The following is a 15,600-nucleotide window of genomic DNA, read 5'->3' on the forward strand; positions in this document are numbered from 1 at the left end:
GCCGCATCCTTGCGGCGAAGCACGTCCAGTGTGCTGGTCCATTTAATCGACATCCTGTCAGACTGTCCATGTCGTTCCTTATGTGATCAAGTATAGGCGCGTCCCGAGAGTATGTCATGGTGGAATTTGCTGGGTGATTTGTAAGAAATATCTTAAAGGAATAACGATATTATCTGGATGTTATCTTTAATTCCGGGTTCTTTATGGGGATGGTCCTTTGCGCTTGGCGCATTCCACATCTGCCGAATCCGCATACCCTCCAAGAGATCGTAAACAGTTCAATAAGGGAGCAAAAAAGCGTAAGCCTTTTGAATAATGAGAAGACGGTTCTTCTTCCTTAGCATGGTCAAGAGGCTTCCTCCCGGATGGTTGGTAAAGAGATTCTTCTATTGGAGCAAGTTGATGGTAGCTATGTTCAACCGGCGCTTCAACAACAGGCTCGGGAGAGATAAGATTCACAATCTGTTCTGCTGTCCAAAAAGCCCCGGATAAAGCCAATATAGGAATTGATAATACCGTGACCAAGGCGCCAACGACCACCCCGAATGCGGCTACCGGTAGCGCTGCTAAGGGAATCAATAGCAGTGTTAAGCCCAGTGAAGTAAACAAGGGAGTATTTCCTCGTTTTCTAAATTCTTCTATAGAGATAGACACTGTCGGGAAAAGCCAGTCAGTAATTTTTTCCGAGAGGTAAGAGCCTGATAAAATAGAGCCACCTAAAACAAGCAATGGCGAAAAGAGAATTACGGCTGCCAGGGTAAGGGCAATCAGTGCAAAGCTCATGAGCGCAGCGACAGGAAGGAATAGAACGGTTAACAATGCAATAAATACATTTTTCATCGTTTCTCTGGCATTCGTTACACTAATTGTTCAATAGGATACCATATTTTTCGTTTAAAAGGGAACTGCTCTACAAGGCAGGGCAGCTCCAGGAACTCTTGTTCGTCACTGAAATGGCGTGGGCGAAGAGAGCTGTGATTCGGTATGAGCGATTTCCATGTCTGTTTCTGATGGAGTTCGATTTCTTCTCCGTGCCTCTTCTGCATACCTATTATTAAAATTGGCTCCAATAGAAACAGGTGCAGTCACTGTCTCTTGGCGACGACTTTCAGCAAATCCACTAAAGGAAGAACTTAGTCCTCTAAATAAACCAGCGGTATCATGACTCATTCTTGTTAATCCTTCTAAATGTCTGCCAATTTGGGAAAGCTCCCCTCGTGGTGCCATGGCTAATTTTTTAGCGATACTTTCTGTTTTTGATGCCAAGTGACGAGTTACCAAGACATGGAATTTATGGAACAAATCAACATTAAACTCCGGGCTTTTTAATAGTTCGGAAGGTGTTTCCCCTTTTAATAAGTCGAGTTGCCGTCTTAATAGTAAAGCCTGCCCCATTGTTTCCAAAAAGGGTGTATTGCAAAATGCTGAACGCAGTTTAGTCATTAATTCATGTTCTTGCTCTTGCGGCAGGTTATCCACTAAAGAACTAGCCAGCAAAGTAGAATGTTGGTTAACCAGCGTATGGCTTAAAAGCTGGAATTGGTTAAATAGGTCGGTGTTAAAACTGTCTAAAAGCAGTGTGTGTGCCTGGGGAGTGGCAGGCTCGCTCAGTGCTTCAATAAGTGTGCGTATTTGCAATGCCTGTGTCGTTAGGGTGTGAATGGCAGTAATTGGTTCTAAACGTTCAAGCTTGGATTTAAACGTATTAAGTTCATCAGCTGGGCATTGCAAAACCATTGTTGTCACTAAATGAAGTTTTTCCTTGCGCGATAATTGCGCTAACCCCTCACTACTTGCCGACATTGAAGCGAAATCAGTAACTAGGCGCTCATAAGGTCGGTCCATTTTTAGCAATTCTTCCCTGGAATAGTTAGGCATTTAAATCTCTCCTTATTAATGGTGCAGCAGATGTTGTATTGGTACTGGGACAACCTTTGTTATAGTAACGAAAACCAGGGTGGATGCAACGCGATCATATCGTTGCTGCAAAACCTTAAAGTTTTATTGTGAAATGACGACTATACTAATGAACGTGGTTGCCTGAAAATAATAATAAGGAGTGGGCAATGTCTAAAAATCATCTTCTACAAGATCCTTTCTTAAATGCATTACGTAAGGAAAAGGTTCCGGTCTCTGTGTTTTTGGTTAATGGTATTAAATTACATGGTATTGTTGATTCTTTCGATCAATATGTTGTGATGCTGAAAAACTCGGTGACGCAAATGGTATACAAACATGCCATTTCAACCGTAGTTCCCTCACGTTTGGTGAATTTTTCTGCTGGTGAGGAAGAGGGAAATATGGCAGACTAAAAGTTCTTCTTTTTACCGGAAAATGCAGTTGTTTGAACGTCCGCAAGGTGGTGAGCGCGCTATTCTCGTGCAATTAGCGCTTCCTGGGGTTGATGCCGGAACGGCATTGGCTGAATTTAAGGAATTGGCGGTTTCGGCGCAAGCTGAAGTGCTGGCTTGCGTGCTTGGCACGCGCGCTACACCTGAGGCCAAATATTATGTGGGTCTTGGTAAGGCAGAGGAAATTCAGCAACTGGTAAAAGAACAGCAAGCAGAGCTCGTTTTGGTCAATCATGAACTTTCACCCTCACAAGAAAGGAATCTGGAGCGCTTGTTTCAGTGCCGTGTAGTGGATAGAAGCGGTTTGATTCTGGATATTTTCGCACAACGGGCACGTACCTTTGAGGGGAAATTACAGGTTGAATTAGCGCAGTTACAGCATTTATCGACCCGTTTAGTGCGCGGTTGGACCCACCTGGAGCGGCAAAAAGGTGGAATTGGTCTGCGCGGGCCTGGAGAAACCCAGTTAGAAACAGATAGACGGTTATTGCGTGAACGCATTCGTTCGATTCATAAACGTTTAGAAAAAGTTAGGCGCAGTCGTGATCAAAATCGCCGTGCCAGACGTAAGCTTGCTATGCCTACTGTCTCACTGGTTGGTTATACTAATGCTGGAAAGTCTACTTTATTCAACGCGCTGACCGGTGAACAGATTTATGTTGCTGATCAGTTGTTCGCGACTCTGGATCCGACGATGCGTAAATTGGAGTTACCTGGCGCTGCGTCTGCTATTTTAACGGATACAGTCGGTTTTATTCGTGATTTGCCTCACCATTTAATAGAAGCTTTTCGTGCCACTCTTGAAGAAACACAAGAGGCTGATTTATTACTGCATGTGATTGATATTTCTGATCCACATTGGCGGGATACGGTATTTGCTGTTCAGCAGGTCCTGGATGAGCTGGAGGTAAAAGATATCCCTATTATTCAGGTTTTTAACAAAATTGATCAACAAGAAGCCTGGCAACCAAAACTGGACAGACAAGAAGAAGGCTGTAAAGTTTGGGTTTCTGCAAAAACAGGCGCGGGCCTTGATTTGCTTCGTGAGGCCATTGCCACCCAATTGCAGGGTGACCTTATTGAAGAAGAAATCCTGCTTGCTGCCAGTGCTGCAAAGTTGCGCGCTCAATTATATCAATTAGGCGCTGTGCTGAGTGAAACAACCTCTGAAGAGGGCGGATGGCAGTTAAAAGTGCGTCTAACAGAGGCACAAAAATCGCGTTTATTCCCTGTAATGGAAGGTACTAAGAATTCTTAATGACCCGATTCAAACTGGCTAGGGTTTGTCCGCCATACAAGGTCTCGCTTAATTCCCCCTGGGGGTTAAACACAAACGTTACTGGTACACCACGAATATTTCCTAAATGAAGCTCTCTTGCGGGATTATGTTGCAGGCTTGGATAGCGAATATTGTATTGCCTGATTAAATCCAGCTGCTTTTCTACAGGCAGCATGTCATAGTTAACTGCGAAGAGGGCTACCTTATCTTTCTTATTACGATAAAAACGATTAAATTCGGCAATTTCATCCAGACAAGGATTACACCAACTGGCCCAGTAATTAATAAATATCCACTTACCTTTCAAACTGGAAAAAGGAATATGCTTGCCGTTGACATCTTTCAAGACGATTTCACCAGCATGCCCCAAGAGGACAATCCCAAAATAAACAACCATAGCGAAGACCAGCTTTAAGCGAAACACGCCTCACTCCATAGAATAAATTTTTGCCATTCTACCACATTCTTTGTAATTCGAGACAAGCTTTCAATCCCTCTACTATTTCTTAAGCGATTATTTTACTTCAGACGGAAGGCTAATTTTTACTATGCTTTGCCATAGAACAAATAATCCATGGGCAAACTCGTTATTTTCAACTATGCTTATTTCTCTATATCTGTGAGTTAACCCAATGAATACCATACAAATTGAGCAGTTACTTACCGGAACCTTAATGAGAGAAGGGGCCGGGGTTAAACTTCAACGCTATATTGGTGCGGATAGACAGAATAATTACGAGCCTATTTTATTGTTTGATTTTTTTGATAGCGACGAGGCAATGGATTATGTTGCTGGTTTTCCAGAGCATCCTCATCGTGGTTTTGAGACAATCACCTATATGTTGCATGGTCAAATGGCACACAAGGATAATCAGGGGCATCAAGGTACGATTGGTCCTGGGGATGTGCAGTGGATGACTGCCGGGCGAGGTATTATTCATTCAGAAATGCCCAGACAGCATAGTGGCCGTCTAACCGGCTTGCAACTATGGCTTAATTTGCCTGCTGAACGGAAATGGTCCGAGCCACATTACCAAGAATATACAGCCATGCAACTTCCCGTAGAAAAACATAGCTCGGGTACCACGATTAAGGTGATTGCAGGAAAGACCAGTATGGGAACGTCCTCTCCCATTAGTGGTATTGCAACCTCGCCGTTGTTTTTTGATATTAGTTTTCCAAATCAGCAAAAACTACAGCAAATCATCCCTGTTACCCATCAATCCATGCTTTATGTTTTATCAGGCGAAGTGATGGTTCAGGGACAAGGGGTTAAGCAGGGCGTATTAGCAATATTAAGTGCCGGGGAGCAGTTGTTGTTACAAGGTGGAGATAAAGAGAGTCGGTGCTTGCTCATTGCAGCAAAAAAACTGAAAGAACCCATTGCCAGGCTTGGTCCCTTTGTGATGAATACACAGGATGAAGTGATGCAGGCTTTGGAGGATTTTCGCAATAATCGTTTTTGACCCAGGAGAGACCAATGACAAAAGTGCTCGTGCTTTATTATTCTAGTTATGGCCATGTCGAAATGATGGCGGAGGAAGTTGCTAGTGGGGCCTTAGAGGTAAAGGAAGTCGATGTTGCAATAAAACGGGTACCAGAAACAATGCCCGAGGAGATTGCTAAAAAAGCGGGTATTAAATTGGATCAAAAAGCGGCGATTGCAACTCCGGCAGAACTTGCCGATTACGATGCTATTATTTTTGGAACACCTACTCGCTTTGGTAATATGGCCGCGCAAATGCGTAATTTCCTTGATCAAACGGGCGGGATGTGGGTAAACGGTTCTTTAATTGGTAAAGTTGGTAGTGTATTTGTATCCACGGGTACTGGCGGTGGCAACGAATCAACGATTTTATCTTTTTGGAATACATTAATGCATCATGGCATGATCCTGGTGGGCACTCCCTACTCTGAAAAAGGATTAACTGATCTAAGTGCTATGCGTGGTGGCTCACCCTATGGGGCTGGTACCATAGCAGGGGCTGATGGCAGTCGTATGCCAAGTGACGTTGAACGACGAATAGCCCGCTTTCAGGGCCGACATGTGGCTGGCATCGCTAAACGATTATTTGGTGCAACGCAGCTTTGAATTTTTAACAAGCCCTATCCTTTTCTCCCATCTTATTGCTTGTATAGAGTAAATGGGAGTTTTTGCGCTAATTTTTCAATTTATTGAATGGGTTAAAAAATTTATGCTCCCTCTTTGCAGACTAATAAAACTTCCGATAGTTTATAATATAAACAAAAAGACTTTTATTTATTCTGTTTTTGCTTGCCCGAAAGAATTAATGATGTATAATCAGTGTTCACCCTTCTGCATTCACCCTAAAAGAGCCATAGACTAGACGTGTCAGGGCACAATGCTTCTGGGGTTCATAAAACGAACAGTATGCTAGGAATCGAATGGCTATCTCTTTGATAATATTGGCAATATTAATTTTAACTTTTGTTTGTATAATAGCCATGTTGTACAAGCTAAGAAAGCAACCTCCCGTGCGCTTATCTATTTTGGATTATATAAAGCTCACTGTGAGCGGGGTTATTGCCTTTATTGCAGATACGCTTGGTGTTGGCAGCTTCGCTGTAAACGTCACCTTGGCTAAAATACTGAGGACTTTTCCCGATGATGAATTACCCGCGGTAAACAATGGAGCTCAGGTTATTCCAGGGACGATAGAGTCTCTCTTTTTCATGCAGTTAATCGATGTGGATCTTACTACACTGGTCACGTTGGTAATGGGGACTTGTTTTGGGGGATTGGTTGGCGGGGTCATTGTGACGCACTTAAGTAAACAAGCTATCCGTCTGGCAATGATGTGTTGTTTTGTGATTATCATCGGCCTGCTAATCTGTCATCAATTACGTTTAATACCTGCCGGTGGTGAGCTGATCGCGTTGCATTCTGGCAAACTTTTTATTGGTTTTTTTGCAATGATTATTTGTGGCGCTTTAACTTCCGTGGGTATTGGCTTATTTGTGATGGTGCAAGCCGTGTTATTTTTACTGAATGTATCGCCTGTCGTTGCTTTCCCTATTATGATGACGGCTGGGGCTATGCAGCAACCCTTAACTACTTTAGTATTTGTTCAGCAAAATAAAATTCCTTTAAAAAAGACCTTAATCCTGAGCCTGGGGGGGTGTATAGGTGTTTTTGTTACAGTTCCCATTTTTATTCATTTAACAGTGACCTGGTTACATTCTCTATTACTAGTCATACTGGTTTATAATCTTTTCGCTATTAGTCGAACTTATTTGCGCTCTCGAATAAAGAGCCACGGCTATCAGCCAACCTCGATTCCTCTTGTTACAGCGGATTAATTTCCAATACTTCGCGGCCTTACTCTCCTGTGAAGAGTGTCGCAATGCCCGCCAATCAACGCTTCTTGGGCAAGGCCATCGAAATGTCAGCAGACCCTGATAGAGACACTGTCGGAGAAAGCAGCAAAGATGCTAAAATAAGAAATACTGTTTTTCTTCTCCTGGGTTCCCTGTAAGTTTCACCTGGATGGAGCAATCACACATTGAGTACGATGAAACGAGAGCATTCAGACCGAGTGTATAGATTAGTTTTTAAAGGGTCGTTTGATGGAAGAACCGAAAAGTAAATCACAAAAAAAGCGTGACGCTGATGCTTTGCAAAAGGTAGGTGTCAAATTAATCGCGTTGAGTTTGACTAAACTTGATACGTTGCCATTACCCCCCAATTTGCGTCAGGCTATTATTGATGCTAAATCCATCAAGAGCCATGGTGCGATAAGACGGCAAGCACAACTGATTGGTAAACTTATGCGAGCTGCTGATAGCGAGGCTATACTGGCTGCCTATGAAACAATTATCGCTGAAGATAGTGCCCAAACGGCTGCTTTTCATGAGTTGGAACAATGGCGAGATCGCCTGATTAATGAGGGGAAAGAAGCCCTCACTGAATTTATAGCTGCTTACCAACCCACGGATGTGCAGCAGTTGCGCCAATTGGTAAAGAAAGCAGCCGACGAACAAATCAGCGGCAAACATACTGGTGCTTCAAAGGCCCTATTTCGTTTTTTAAGAGCTTGTTTATAATGAATTATTCCTTATTTATTAGTTGCCCGAAGGGTTTGGAATACCTGCTGGAAGAAGAGGTTAAGGCGCTGGGTTTACGGATTACTCGTGTGAGCCCGCAGGGTGTTTACGGGGAAGCTGATTTAGCCGTGATTTATCAGTTGTGCTTGTGGTCCCGCCTGGCTAATCGTGTGCAGCTTCTCCTGTTTAGTGGTCAAGCCCATAATGAGCAGACTCTTTATCAGCTTTGTAATCAATTTCCCTGGCAAACGGTATTTTCTGCCGATAAAACGCTGGCTATTGAGTTTCATGGTTCTTCAACACATATAAGAAATTCCATGTTTGGCGCACAAGTAGTCAAGGATGGCATTGTTGATCATTTTCGCCAATTTAAAGGGATGCGCCCTTCGATCGATCGTGAAAAAGCGCAAATTCGCCTGCATGCCCATTTAAAACACGACATCGTCACTGTAAGTTTTGATTTGACCGGTTATAGTTTGCACCAGCGTGGTTATCGAACCCAGGCCGGCGAAGCTCCCCTAAAAGAAAATATCGCCGCAGCGATGTTAATACGGGCAAAATGGCCACAATTAGCTGCTAATGGTTACGCCTTGCATGATCCTTTCTGTGGTGCCGGCACCCTGGTTATTGAAGCCGCAATGATGGCTGGTCATATTGCACCTGGTTTATTACGCCATGATCAATCGTTGATATACTGGGCACAGCATCAACCCTCTTTATGGGAAAAGATGAGAGCGCAGGCCTTACAACAGGTAAAACCCATCAAAGTAAAATTGAAGGGAACGGATAATAATCAACGGTTAATTACAGCTGCCAAAGCCAATGCTGAACGGGCTGGCGTGCTGCCTTTAGTCGAGTTTGCTGTGCAGGCTGTCAAAGATTGCCAGCCCTCTGATGCCCAGGGCTTGTTGATTTGCAACCCGCCTTATGGGGAGCGTTTGGGTGAAGCGACACACCTGGTTCCACTCTACCAACAACTAGGCGCTACTATCCATACTCATTATCAGGGATGGCAAGCGGCTGTTTTAACGTCTAACCCAATGCTTGCCAAGGCCTTGGGTTTACGTGCCGGTAAACAATATACCTTGTTTAATGGGGCTTTGGAGTGCAAATTATACTGTTTTGTCCTTGATGCCAAGAACCAGTTAAAAAGCAGTGAGGATGGTTCTTTGTCATCAGGAGCCCAGATGCTCGCCAACCGTCTAGCGAAGAATTTCCAGCATTTGCAAAAATGGGTAAAGCGTAATCAGATAAGTTGCTATCGTATTTATGATGCCGACTTACCAGAATATGCTTATGCTATTGATATTTATAATGATCATGCCGTCCTGCAGGAATATGCCGCGCCAGCATCCATTGCTGCGCATAAAATTGAAAAGCGTAGTCTGGAAGTTATTCAGGTCGTTCCGCGCGCGTTGGGTATTGCGACCGATAAATTGGTAGTTAAACAGCGTAAACAACAAAAAGGCTCTAACCAATACCAAAAAATGAATCAGACTCAACGAACGATGACGGTACAGGAGGGCTGTGCCAAGTTGAAAGTGAATTTGTATGACTATCTGGATACAGGGCTATTTCTTGATCACAGACTCTTGCGTATGCGCTTTGCCCAATTAGCGCCCGGGACCCGTTTTCTTAATTGCTTCTGCTACACAGCCAGTGCCAGTGTACAGGCTGCCTTGGCCGGCGCCTTGACGACAAATGTTGATTTATCAAGAACCTACTTAAGCTGGGCTGAAGATAATTTCAAGCTTAACCACCTTGATTTGTCCAAGCACCAATTTATTCATTTCGATTGCATGGAGTGGCTTAAACTCACACGAGATCGGTTTGATGTGATTTTTCTGGATCCGCCCAGTTTTTCCAATTCAAAACGGATGACTGCTACCTTAGATATACAACGTGATCATCAAGATTTAATTGATGCGGCCATGTCCTTACTCAATCCTCGTGGCAGTTTGTATTTTTCCACCAATTTAAGACAGTTCAAGCTAGCGCCTCAGGTTAACGAAAAATATAAGGTAGTGGATATTAGCGCTGAAACCATTGATTTGGATTTCAAGCGTAATAAACGCATCCACCAGTGTTTCCTCATTACCAAGGCTGATAATTAGGGGTTAATCGGATTTTTTTACTGGCTCCTGAGGCTGTGGCTCTTCAGGGCTGCCATAAATTTGTTCCTTTAATTCCTGCATGTGGCCGGCCATAAAAAATACCTCGGCGGTTAGAAATAATGGAGCAATCAGTGCCTGCCAGAAATTATCCATAAACGCAGGTCTTTTTCCTTCTAGAAAATGGCCAAGGAATTGTAACCCCCAACCAAGAACAAAAGTAATGATAAAAGTCCATAAGGCCCCACTTGTTGGACCTGCATAGCTAATAACATCAGCTATCCATAATAAACAGAAGAGAATGGGGGTAAGGGCTAATGCCAGGCGCCAATTAAGACGGAAATAATAAACAAGTAAGACAATAGTCGCTATTCCGGCAAGGTTGGTGTCGAGTATTCCTGGAATAACCAGATGAAAAAAACCGAGAAAAATCATTAAGGAAAAAATGATCAAGGGAATACCGGCAAAATGCGTATAGCGAGTGATAGGTTTTTGATGGTATCCAGCATAAAATTGAGCTTGCTCAATAAATGGTTTCATCGTAATCATCCTGAAATGGCTTAAAGTAAAAAGTAGCATAGTCTGAATTAAACTACCAATCCATGTTATCGGCATTGGTAATTTTGAGTCAAAAAAATCAATATTGATTCTTTTTGGATAAATTGTTATCATTCTCGCTTTCAATTAGCAGGCTAATCTATGAAATGCTTTAGGATTTTAGCAGTCATTTGTGCTCTCTTTATTACTCATTCGGCCATTGCTGAGGAAGTTAGCTTACGCGATAAGATTGGCCAAATGCTAATCATAGGATTTGATGGCAAGACCGTAGACAGAGATTCGCCGGTCATCAAAGCGATTAATGAGGATAACATTGGTGGTGTTATTTTATTTGATTATAATCAGCGCACACAAATTTTTGATAAAAATATAGCCAGTCCAACTCAGGTAAAAGAATTAAACCATTATTTGCAATTGAGTAATTGGCGTGCCAATGAAAGGCATCATCGTCCGCAATTGCCTCTACTAATTTCAGTTGATTATGAAGGAGGCGAAGTCGATAGATTAAGTAAAGATTACGGTTTTCCCGGAACGGTTGCAGCGGAGCTTGTTGGTAAAATGGGTCTGGAGAAAGCGGGGCAGATAGCTGACACGATGGGGGCAACACTAGAACTTGCCGGATTCAATTTAAATTTTGCGCCGGATCTTGATGTTAATACTAATCCAGACAATCCCATTATCGCCAAATTAAAACGTAGTTTTTCTGCTAATCCAGCTGAAGTCACACGTTATGGCAGGATTTTTTCCCATTATTTTTTACAACACGGTGTTCAGTGTGCCTATAAACATTTTCCTGGGCATGGTAGTGCCAATGCCGACTCTCACTTAGGCTTTGTAGATGTTACTGATACTTGGCAAGCGTCCGAATTGGAGCCTTTTAAATTACTCTCCAAAAGTAATGGGACTTGTGGCATGATTATGACAGCCCATATTGTCAATCGGAACCTTGATAAATCAGGGTTACCTGCTACTTTGTCTCATCAGGTGTTAACGGATCTGCTACGGGAGCAGTTACATTTCGATGGCGTCATTATTACTGATGACATGGAAATGAAAGCGATTAGTGCTAATTTTGCCTTGGAAGATGCGTTAACCCTGGCCATCAATGCTGGCGCAGACATGTTCATCTTTGGCAATCAGCTCTCTGAGTCCCCTCAGGATCCCAAGGTAGTGATTGATATTATTGAAGCCAGGGTAAAAACCGGTAAGATTAAAGCAAGCAGAATTGATGACGCTTATCGTCATATCACGGCTTTCAAGCGCTCTATCATGCATAAGACGGATGTAAGCCAATAGCTGCTGCAAGCGACAATTGGTAATCTTGCTAGAAGCCTTTCCTCAATAATCTACTTCAAAAAATTGCGGATTAAAGGCATAACAATTCCAGGGTAAGGTTTGTTCTTTAATTTCAAGAAGGATGCGCACTCTATCGAGGGCAGCAAACTCTCTCTTGATAGACAAATAACAAACGCGCTTTACCCCGTTTAAAATCACAAAGTGATAGTTACTCTCGGGATGGTCATAGAAATAGTAATCCGGGAAATCGTAGTAATTACCATTGGCATGAAGTTGGACAGGAAAACCATGAATAATAACCTTCTTGGCAAAGCTTAATGGACTGAAGACAATCAGTGCCACTAATACATAAAGTAGTTTGATTTTCATCGCAGCGGCTCCCATCCTTTGACCAGCTACATAGAGCCTGTTTACCTATCAATGCAAACAGACCCTAACTCTTTATATAATCAATTCATTTAATTGAAATGTTTTTCAAATTATAGTCACAAATTGAATACTTAACGGCGCGAATAACGAAGATTGAGCGGGTTTGTCTAAAAGAAATCAGCTCCCATTGCTATATCCAATGAGGAGTTATTGATACGGTTATTCCCTCTTAAAAACCAATTCATCACCAGGGTCAACCCAATGGTTATTGGCCGCCGCAGATTGCAGATCTGCCAATTCAACCGTTTCACTCAGTGGAATAAAGTATGGAGAATAAGAAGCCAATATCCCTGGCTTCCAATTTAGGATTGCAGTTGCTGCCAACGGAAGCAGGATTTAACATGATCATTTACCATGCCTACAGATTGCATGAACGCATAGCAGGTCGTTGGCCCCATAAAAGCAAAACCATCTTTTTTTAATTGTTTGGCCATTGCAATCGAAGCCGGAGTAATTGCTGGAACATCAGTGAGACTTTGCCGGCTGTTTTGAATAGTTTGTCCATCGGTAAATTGCCAGAAATAATCAACAATATTTTCTCGCGCCTCTACGTGTAAAAAACTGATGGCATTAGTACGAACCGCCTTAATTTTTAATTTATTACGGATAATACCTTCGCTATGGAGTAACAACTCCAGCTCTTTGTCGGTCAGGATAGCCAGTTTTTCTGGTGAAAAATCCAAGAACGCTTTGCGCATGGCTTCCCTTTTTTTGAGAATAGTAAACCAGCTTAGGCCTGCCTGCATGCCCTCCAAAAGAACCATTTCAAAGAGCTTTTCCCGTTTTCTAATAGGAACGCCCCACTCCTCATCATGGTAGGCGATATAGAGGGGATCTTTAGTGCACCAGGCGCATCGAGGCATAGTCATTACCGTTAATAGACGGAAGCAACGCTTCCGTGTTCATTAATGTCTAGTATTGAGGAGCTGTTTTACTTTGAGTGGAGACAGCATGGAATCAGACTGGAAAGCCACCGCAAGCGTGTGATCATCTCTCATGTTATAAACACAAACCCAGATCTCCTCTTCATCCTGTTGGGGTACAGGATTTCCAGAGAGATTGACCAATCGCTTATTCCCTTCAGCGACAGCCTTTTCTGCGGATTCAGCAGGAATAGGCCCCATTGTAAAAAGCCAGGAATTTTGAGTGCCGTATTTGCTAAGGTTATAAGTTAAGTACATATCGCGTAATAATGTTTGAGCCAGCGCCATCTTGGTGCTTTTTATTAAATTGGCATCCGGGCAACTGGAAGGACTGTTGAACGCGAACGAAGAGCCAGAAATTACCAATGCACTAACGAAAGCGATAGAAAGGGATTTTAACGTCATGTAATAATCTCCTTGGCATATGTGGATTAGAATCGCCAGACTAGCAAGCGCGATTCTTTCTGGCAAGAATAATTTGTAAGATCAGTAGACGTCTCGAAATTACATCAAATCAAAGGTCCATTTCCCTAATAAAAACAGGACATTTCCATTACGTTTTGACATGCCAGGAATGTAGGTAGCGGAGAGGGTCGCTTGACGGTAATTAAATGATAGCCAGGGGAGAACTCCTGGAAAGGGGATACCCTTATTAAGATCCGGACGTGCCGTAACCAGGGCGGCAACCCCTGCGCCAACTCGCATGTTGTCACTTAAATGCGCAACTTTAAGGAAGGCATAGCCAGCCACTGGCTCGACATTTTTATGTGAATCAAGAAAAGCGAAGGCATAGAGTCCATGCCAATCACCGTTTTCATCATACAGGCCCTTACCTAAACCACCGCCCCAGGCAAGCTCATTATAAGTTTTAATCTTTTCAGGTGGATAGGTATAACGGTTATGCCAGGCATAGCCAGTAAGGTATAGTTCATTATTGCCTTCTGTCCATATTTGCTTTAAGCGATGGCTGATACAGACAGGCTTAAACCACGCATGCCAGGTAGAACACGTTGCGTCATTTTCTGCCCTGACAATATTCGTCATCATTAAGAGTAACAGGCCAATAAAAATTTTTTTCATCTGGGTTCAATATGTCCGGGGTTTCTACACCACTTGGTTTAATGCTAAAGTGATTCAGACATCATTGATGACGGGCTATAGCCTAATACGATTTATAACGTCACCTAGTCGAGAGCATACTAACATGGACTTGTTTCGCAAAAAAGCTATTCATGATTCGGTCGATACTGATTCGCATTTGGCTAAGTGCTTGTCAGCTTTTGATTTGGTTTTTCTGGGTGTTGGTGCCATCATAGGCGCGGGAATTTTTGTGTTAACCGGTATTGTTGCCGCAACGCAAGCGGGTCCGGCAATCATTTTATCCTATGTTGTAGCAGGCTTTGCCTGTGCTTTTGCCGCCCTTTCTTATGCCGAATTAGCCGCTGCCATTGGAGGTTGCGGCAGTGCTTATGGCTATGCTTATGCTGGTTTTGGTGAATGTATTGCCTGGATTGTTGGTTGGGATCTATTGCTCGAATATGCTATCTCTGTTTCTGCAGTTTCAGTTGGCTGGAGCGGCTATTTCAATGATTTTTTACGAGCATTAAAAATTAATTTACCTCCCTATTTCCTGCATGGTCCTTCCGATGGTGGAATATTTAACTTGTCGGCTTTTACTATTATTTTGATTTTGTCTGCCTTATTAGTTTATGGAGTAAAAACAAGTTCTCGGTTTAATAATTTAATGGTGCTGGTGAAACTACTGGTTATTTTCCTTTTTATTGGGATAGCACTGATTGATATTAATCCACATAATTGGAAGCCTTTTATGCCTTTCGGCTGGCGTGGCGTGATTGAGGGGGCATCCCTAATTTTCTTTGCCTACATTGGTTTTGATGCTGTATCCACTGCGGCAGAAGAGGCTATAAACCCGCAAAGGGATCTGCCTATAGGTATTATAGGTTCTCTGTCTATTTGCACCGTTTTATATATTATTGTTTCCGGGTTGTTAACAGGGATGGCTCATTACAGCACACTCAATGTTTCTTCTCCCATCAGTTATGTTTTATTGATGCTGGGGCATAAAATAGCTGCTGCATTAGTTGGCGTTGGCGCTATAGCCGGTTTGACCACCGTCATGCTGGTGTTATTTTATGGTCTTAGCCGCGTGTTCCTGGCGATGGCTCGCGATGGGCTTTTGCCAAAATTTTTTGCTTCGATTAATTCACATACTAAGACACCAATACGTATTATTGCCTCCTGTGGAACTTTGATGGCCATTCTGGCGGCCTTTATACCTATTGCTGATTTGGCCGAGTTAGTCAATATAGGGACTCTTTTTGCCTTTATCACAGTTTGTATCGGAGTAATTATTTTACGTTATACGCATCCCGATTTACCTCGACCATTTAAAACACCTTTCATGCCTTTAATCCCTGTTCTAGGTGTGATCAGTTGTGCTTACCTAATGATTAATTTGCCATGGTTTACCATGCTCCGTTTTATTGTCTGGATGGTGATTGGCATAGGCCTTTATTGGTTCTACGGCCGTTTTAACAGTGTACTCAATCACAAGGAAAGTACGTAGG

General features: G+C 42.8%; 17 protein-coding genes. 9 read left to right on the plus strand and 8 right to left on the minus strand.

The features are described from left to right. Positions 1–201: 201 nt before the first annotated feature. Both DYC89_RS00080 and DYC89_RS00085 read right to left on the minus strand, forming a co-directional pair. Positions 202–840 (minus strand): hypothetical protein, encoded by a 639-nt coding sequence (locus tag DYC89_RS00080; RefSeq protein ID WP_115219949.1) that lies wholly within the window; start codon positions 838–840, stop codon positions 202–204. 105 nt (positions 841–945) lie between these two features. Further along, positions 946–1,878, minus strand: a complete 933-nt coding sequence (locus DYC89_RS00085; RefSeq protein WP_115219950.1) for a hypothetical protein — start codon at positions 1,876–1,878, stop codon at positions 946–948. 188 nt (positions 1,879–2,066) lie between these two features. Between DYC89_RS00085 and hfq the strand changes: the two genes are divergently transcribed. Both hfq and hflX read left to right on the plus strand, forming a co-directional pair. Then, on the plus strand, positions 2,067–2,312 hold the full coding sequence (hfq, locus tag DYC89_RS00090) for an RNA chaperone Hfq (protein WP_115219951.1): 246 nt from the start codon (positions 2,067–2,069) through the stop codon (positions 2,310–2,312). A 28-nt stretch (positions 2,313–2,340) separates the two neighbouring features. Beyond that, positions 2,341–3,609, plus strand: a complete 1,269-nt coding sequence (hflX, locus tag DYC89_RS00095) for a ribosome rescue GTPase HflX (protein WP_181879284.1) — start codon at positions 2,341–2,343, stop codon at positions 3,607–3,609. On the opposite strand, the gene DYC89_RS00100 is transcribed toward hflX, so the two are convergent. Then, positions 3,596–4,054 carry a TlpA family protein disulfide reductase gene (locus tag DYC89_RS00100; RefSeq protein ID WP_115219953.1) on the minus strand — a complete coding sequence of 153 codons (459 nt, stop codon included), beginning with the start codon at positions 4,052–4,054 and terminating at the stop codon, positions 3,596–3,598. The genes hflX and DYC89_RS00100 overlap by 14 nt on opposite strands. Positions 4,055–4,262: 208 nt before the next feature. Here DYC89_RS00100 and DYC89_RS00105 point away from each other — a divergent pair, with 208 nt between their 5' ends. The 5 genes from DYC89_RS00105 (at position 4,263) to rlmKL (ending at position 9,809) form a co-directional block, all read left to right on the plus strand. Then, positions 4,263–5,096, plus strand: a complete 834-nt coding sequence (locus DYC89_RS00105; protein ID WP_115219954.1) for a pirin family protein — start codon at positions 4,263–4,265, stop codon at positions 5,094–5,096. A gap of 14 nt (positions 5,097–5,110) precedes the next feature. Further along, positions 5,111–5,722 (plus strand): NAD(P)H:quinone oxidoreductase, encoded by a 612-nt coding sequence (gene wrbA / locus DYC89_RS00110; protein ID WP_115219955.1) that lies wholly within the window; start codon positions 5,111–5,113, stop codon positions 5,720–5,722. A 314-nt stretch (positions 5,723–6,036) separates the two neighbouring features. Then, the gene (locus DYC89_RS00120; protein WP_115219957.1) at positions 6,037–6,951 is read left to right on the plus strand and encodes a sulfite exporter TauE/SafE family protein; all 915 of its coding nucleotides are present in this window, start codon (positions 6,037–6,039) and stop codon (positions 6,949–6,951) included. A 267-nt stretch (positions 6,952–7,218) separates the two neighbouring features. Beyond that, on the plus strand, positions 7,219–7,695 hold the full coding sequence (gene yjgA, locus DYC89_RS00125; protein WP_115219958.1) for a ribosome biogenesis factor YjgA: 477 nt from the start codon (positions 7,219–7,221) through the stop codon (positions 7,693–7,695). Next, entirely contained in the window at positions 7,695–9,809 is a 2,115-nt protein-coding gene (rlmKL, locus tag DYC89_RS00130; RefSeq protein WP_115219959.1) for a bifunctional 23S rRNA (guanine(2069)-N(7))-methyltransferase RlmK/23S rRNA (guanine(2445)-N(2))-methyltransferase RlmL, read from the plus strand. Before yjgA ends, rlmKL begins: the two co-directional genes overlap by 1 nt. Positions 9,810–9,812: 3 nt before the next feature. Here rlmKL and DYC89_RS00135 read toward each other — a convergent pair whose 3' ends face one another. Further along, entirely contained in the window at positions 9,813–10,346 is a 534-nt protein-coding gene (locus tag DYC89_RS00135) for a DUF962 domain-containing protein (protein ID WP_115222598.1), read from the minus strand. A gap of 159 nt (positions 10,347–10,505) precedes the next feature. Here DYC89_RS00135 and DYC89_RS00140 point away from each other — a divergent pair, with 159 nt between their 5' ends. Continuing rightward, positions 10,506–11,660 carry a glycoside hydrolase family 3 protein gene (locus DYC89_RS00140; RefSeq protein WP_115219960.1) on the plus strand — a complete coding sequence of 385 codons (1,155 nt, stop codon included), beginning with the start codon at positions 10,506–10,508 and terminating at the stop codon, positions 11,658–11,660. A gap of 42 nt (positions 11,661–11,702) precedes the next feature. Here the strand turns inward: DYC89_RS00140 and DYC89_RS00145 are convergent, their stop codons facing one another. The 4 genes from DYC89_RS00145 to pagP form a co-directional block, all read right to left on the minus strand. Further along, positions 11,703–12,029, minus strand: coding sequence for a hypothetical protein (locus DYC89_RS00145; protein ID WP_115219961.1), 327 nt, complete (start codon positions 12,027–12,029; stop codon positions 11,703–11,705). A gap of 362 nt (positions 12,030–12,391) precedes the next feature. Continuing rightward, a complete protein-coding gene (locus DYC89_RS00150) occupies positions 12,392–12,952 on the minus strand; it encodes a DNA-3-methyladenine glycosylase I (protein ID WP_342767862.1) in 561 nt (186 codons plus the stop codon). A 42-nt stretch (positions 12,953–12,994) separates the two neighbouring features. Beyond that, positions 12,995–13,417, minus strand: coding sequence for a DUF4949 domain-containing protein (locus tag DYC89_RS00155; protein WP_115219963.1), 423 nt, complete (start codon positions 13,415–13,417; stop codon positions 12,995–12,997). 99 nt (positions 13,418–13,516) lie between these two features. Then, the gene (gene pagP, locus DYC89_RS00160; protein WP_115219964.1) at positions 13,517–14,092 is read right to left on the minus strand and encodes a lipid IV(A) palmitoyltransferase PagP; all 576 of its coding nucleotides are present in this window, start codon (positions 14,090–14,092) and stop codon (positions 13,517–13,519) included. Positions 14,093–14,216: 124 nt separating this feature from the next. Between pagP and DYC89_RS00165 the strand changes: the two genes are divergently transcribed. Further along, the gene (locus DYC89_RS00165) at positions 14,217–15,599 is read left to right on the plus strand and encodes an amino acid permease (protein ID WP_115219965.1); all 1,383 of its coding nucleotides are present in this window, start codon (positions 14,217–14,219) and stop codon (positions 15,597–15,599) included. Position 15,600 lies beyond the last annotated feature (1 nt).

Origin of the sequence: Legionella donaldsonii (genome assembly GCF_900452385.1) — a bacterium.
Lineage (GTDB): Bacteria > Pseudomonadota > Gammaproteobacteria > Legionellales > Legionellaceae > Tatlockia > Tatlockia donaldsonii.

Excerpts from the sequence above, each read along its gene's own strand:
- DYC89_RS00135 (WP_115222598.1), bottom strand. The coding sequence starts at position 10,346 with ATGAAACCATTTATTGAGCAAGCTCAATTTTATGCTGGATACCATCAA.
- DYC89_RS00155 (WP_115219963.1), bottom strand. The coding sequence starts at position 13,417 with ATGACGTTAAAATCCCTTTCTATCGCTTTCGTTAGTGCATTGGTAATT.
- DYC89_RS00165 (WP_115219965.1), top strand. The coding sequence starts at position 14,217 with ATGGACTTGTTTCGCAAAAAAGCTATTCATGATTCGGTCGATACTGAT.
- DYC89_RS00105 (WP_115219954.1), top strand. The coding sequence starts at position 4,263 with ATGAATACCATACAAATTGAGCAGTTACTTACCGGAACCTTAATGAGA.
- DYC89_RS00145 (WP_115219961.1), bottom strand. The coding sequence starts at position 12,029 with ATGAAAATCAAACTACTTTATGTATTAGTGGCACTGATTGTCTTCAGT.
- DYC89_RS00080 (WP_115219949.1), bottom strand. The coding sequence starts at position 840 with ATGAAAAATGTATTTATTGCATTGTTAACCGTTCTATTCCTTCCTGTC.
- DYC89_RS00120 (WP_115219957.1), top strand. The coding sequence starts at position 6,037 with ATGGCTATCTCTTTGATAATATTGGCAATATTAATTTTAACTTTTGTT.
- DYC89_RS00085 (WP_115219950.1), bottom strand. The coding sequence starts at position 1,878 with ATGCCTAACTATTCCAGGGAAGAATTGCTAAAAATGGACCGACCTTAT.
- yjgA (WP_115219958.1), top strand. The coding sequence starts at position 7,219 with ATGGAAGAACCGAAAAGTAAATCACAAAAAAAGCGTGACGCTGATGCT.
- DYC89_RS00150 (WP_342767862.1), bottom strand. The coding sequence starts at position 12,952 with ATGCCTCGATGCGCCTGGTGCACTAAAGATCCCCTCTATATCGCCTAC.
- rlmKL (WP_115219959.1), top strand. The coding sequence starts at position 7,695 with ATGAATTATTCCTTATTTATTAGTTGCCCGAAGGGTTTGGAATACCTG.
- hfq (WP_115219951.1), top strand. The coding sequence starts at position 2,067 with ATGTCTAAAAATCATCTTCTACAAGATCCTTTCTTAAATGCATTACGT.
- wrbA (WP_115219955.1), top strand. The coding sequence starts at position 5,111 with ATGACAAAAGTGCTCGTGCTTTATTATTCTAGTTATGGCCATGTCGAA.
- pagP (WP_115219964.1), bottom strand. The coding sequence starts at position 14,092 with ATGAAAAAAATTTTTATTGGCCTGTTACTCTTAATGATGACGAATATT.
- DYC89_RS00140 (WP_115219960.1), top strand. The coding sequence starts at position 10,506 with ATGAAATGCTTTAGGATTTTAGCAGTCATTTGTGCTCTCTTTATTACT.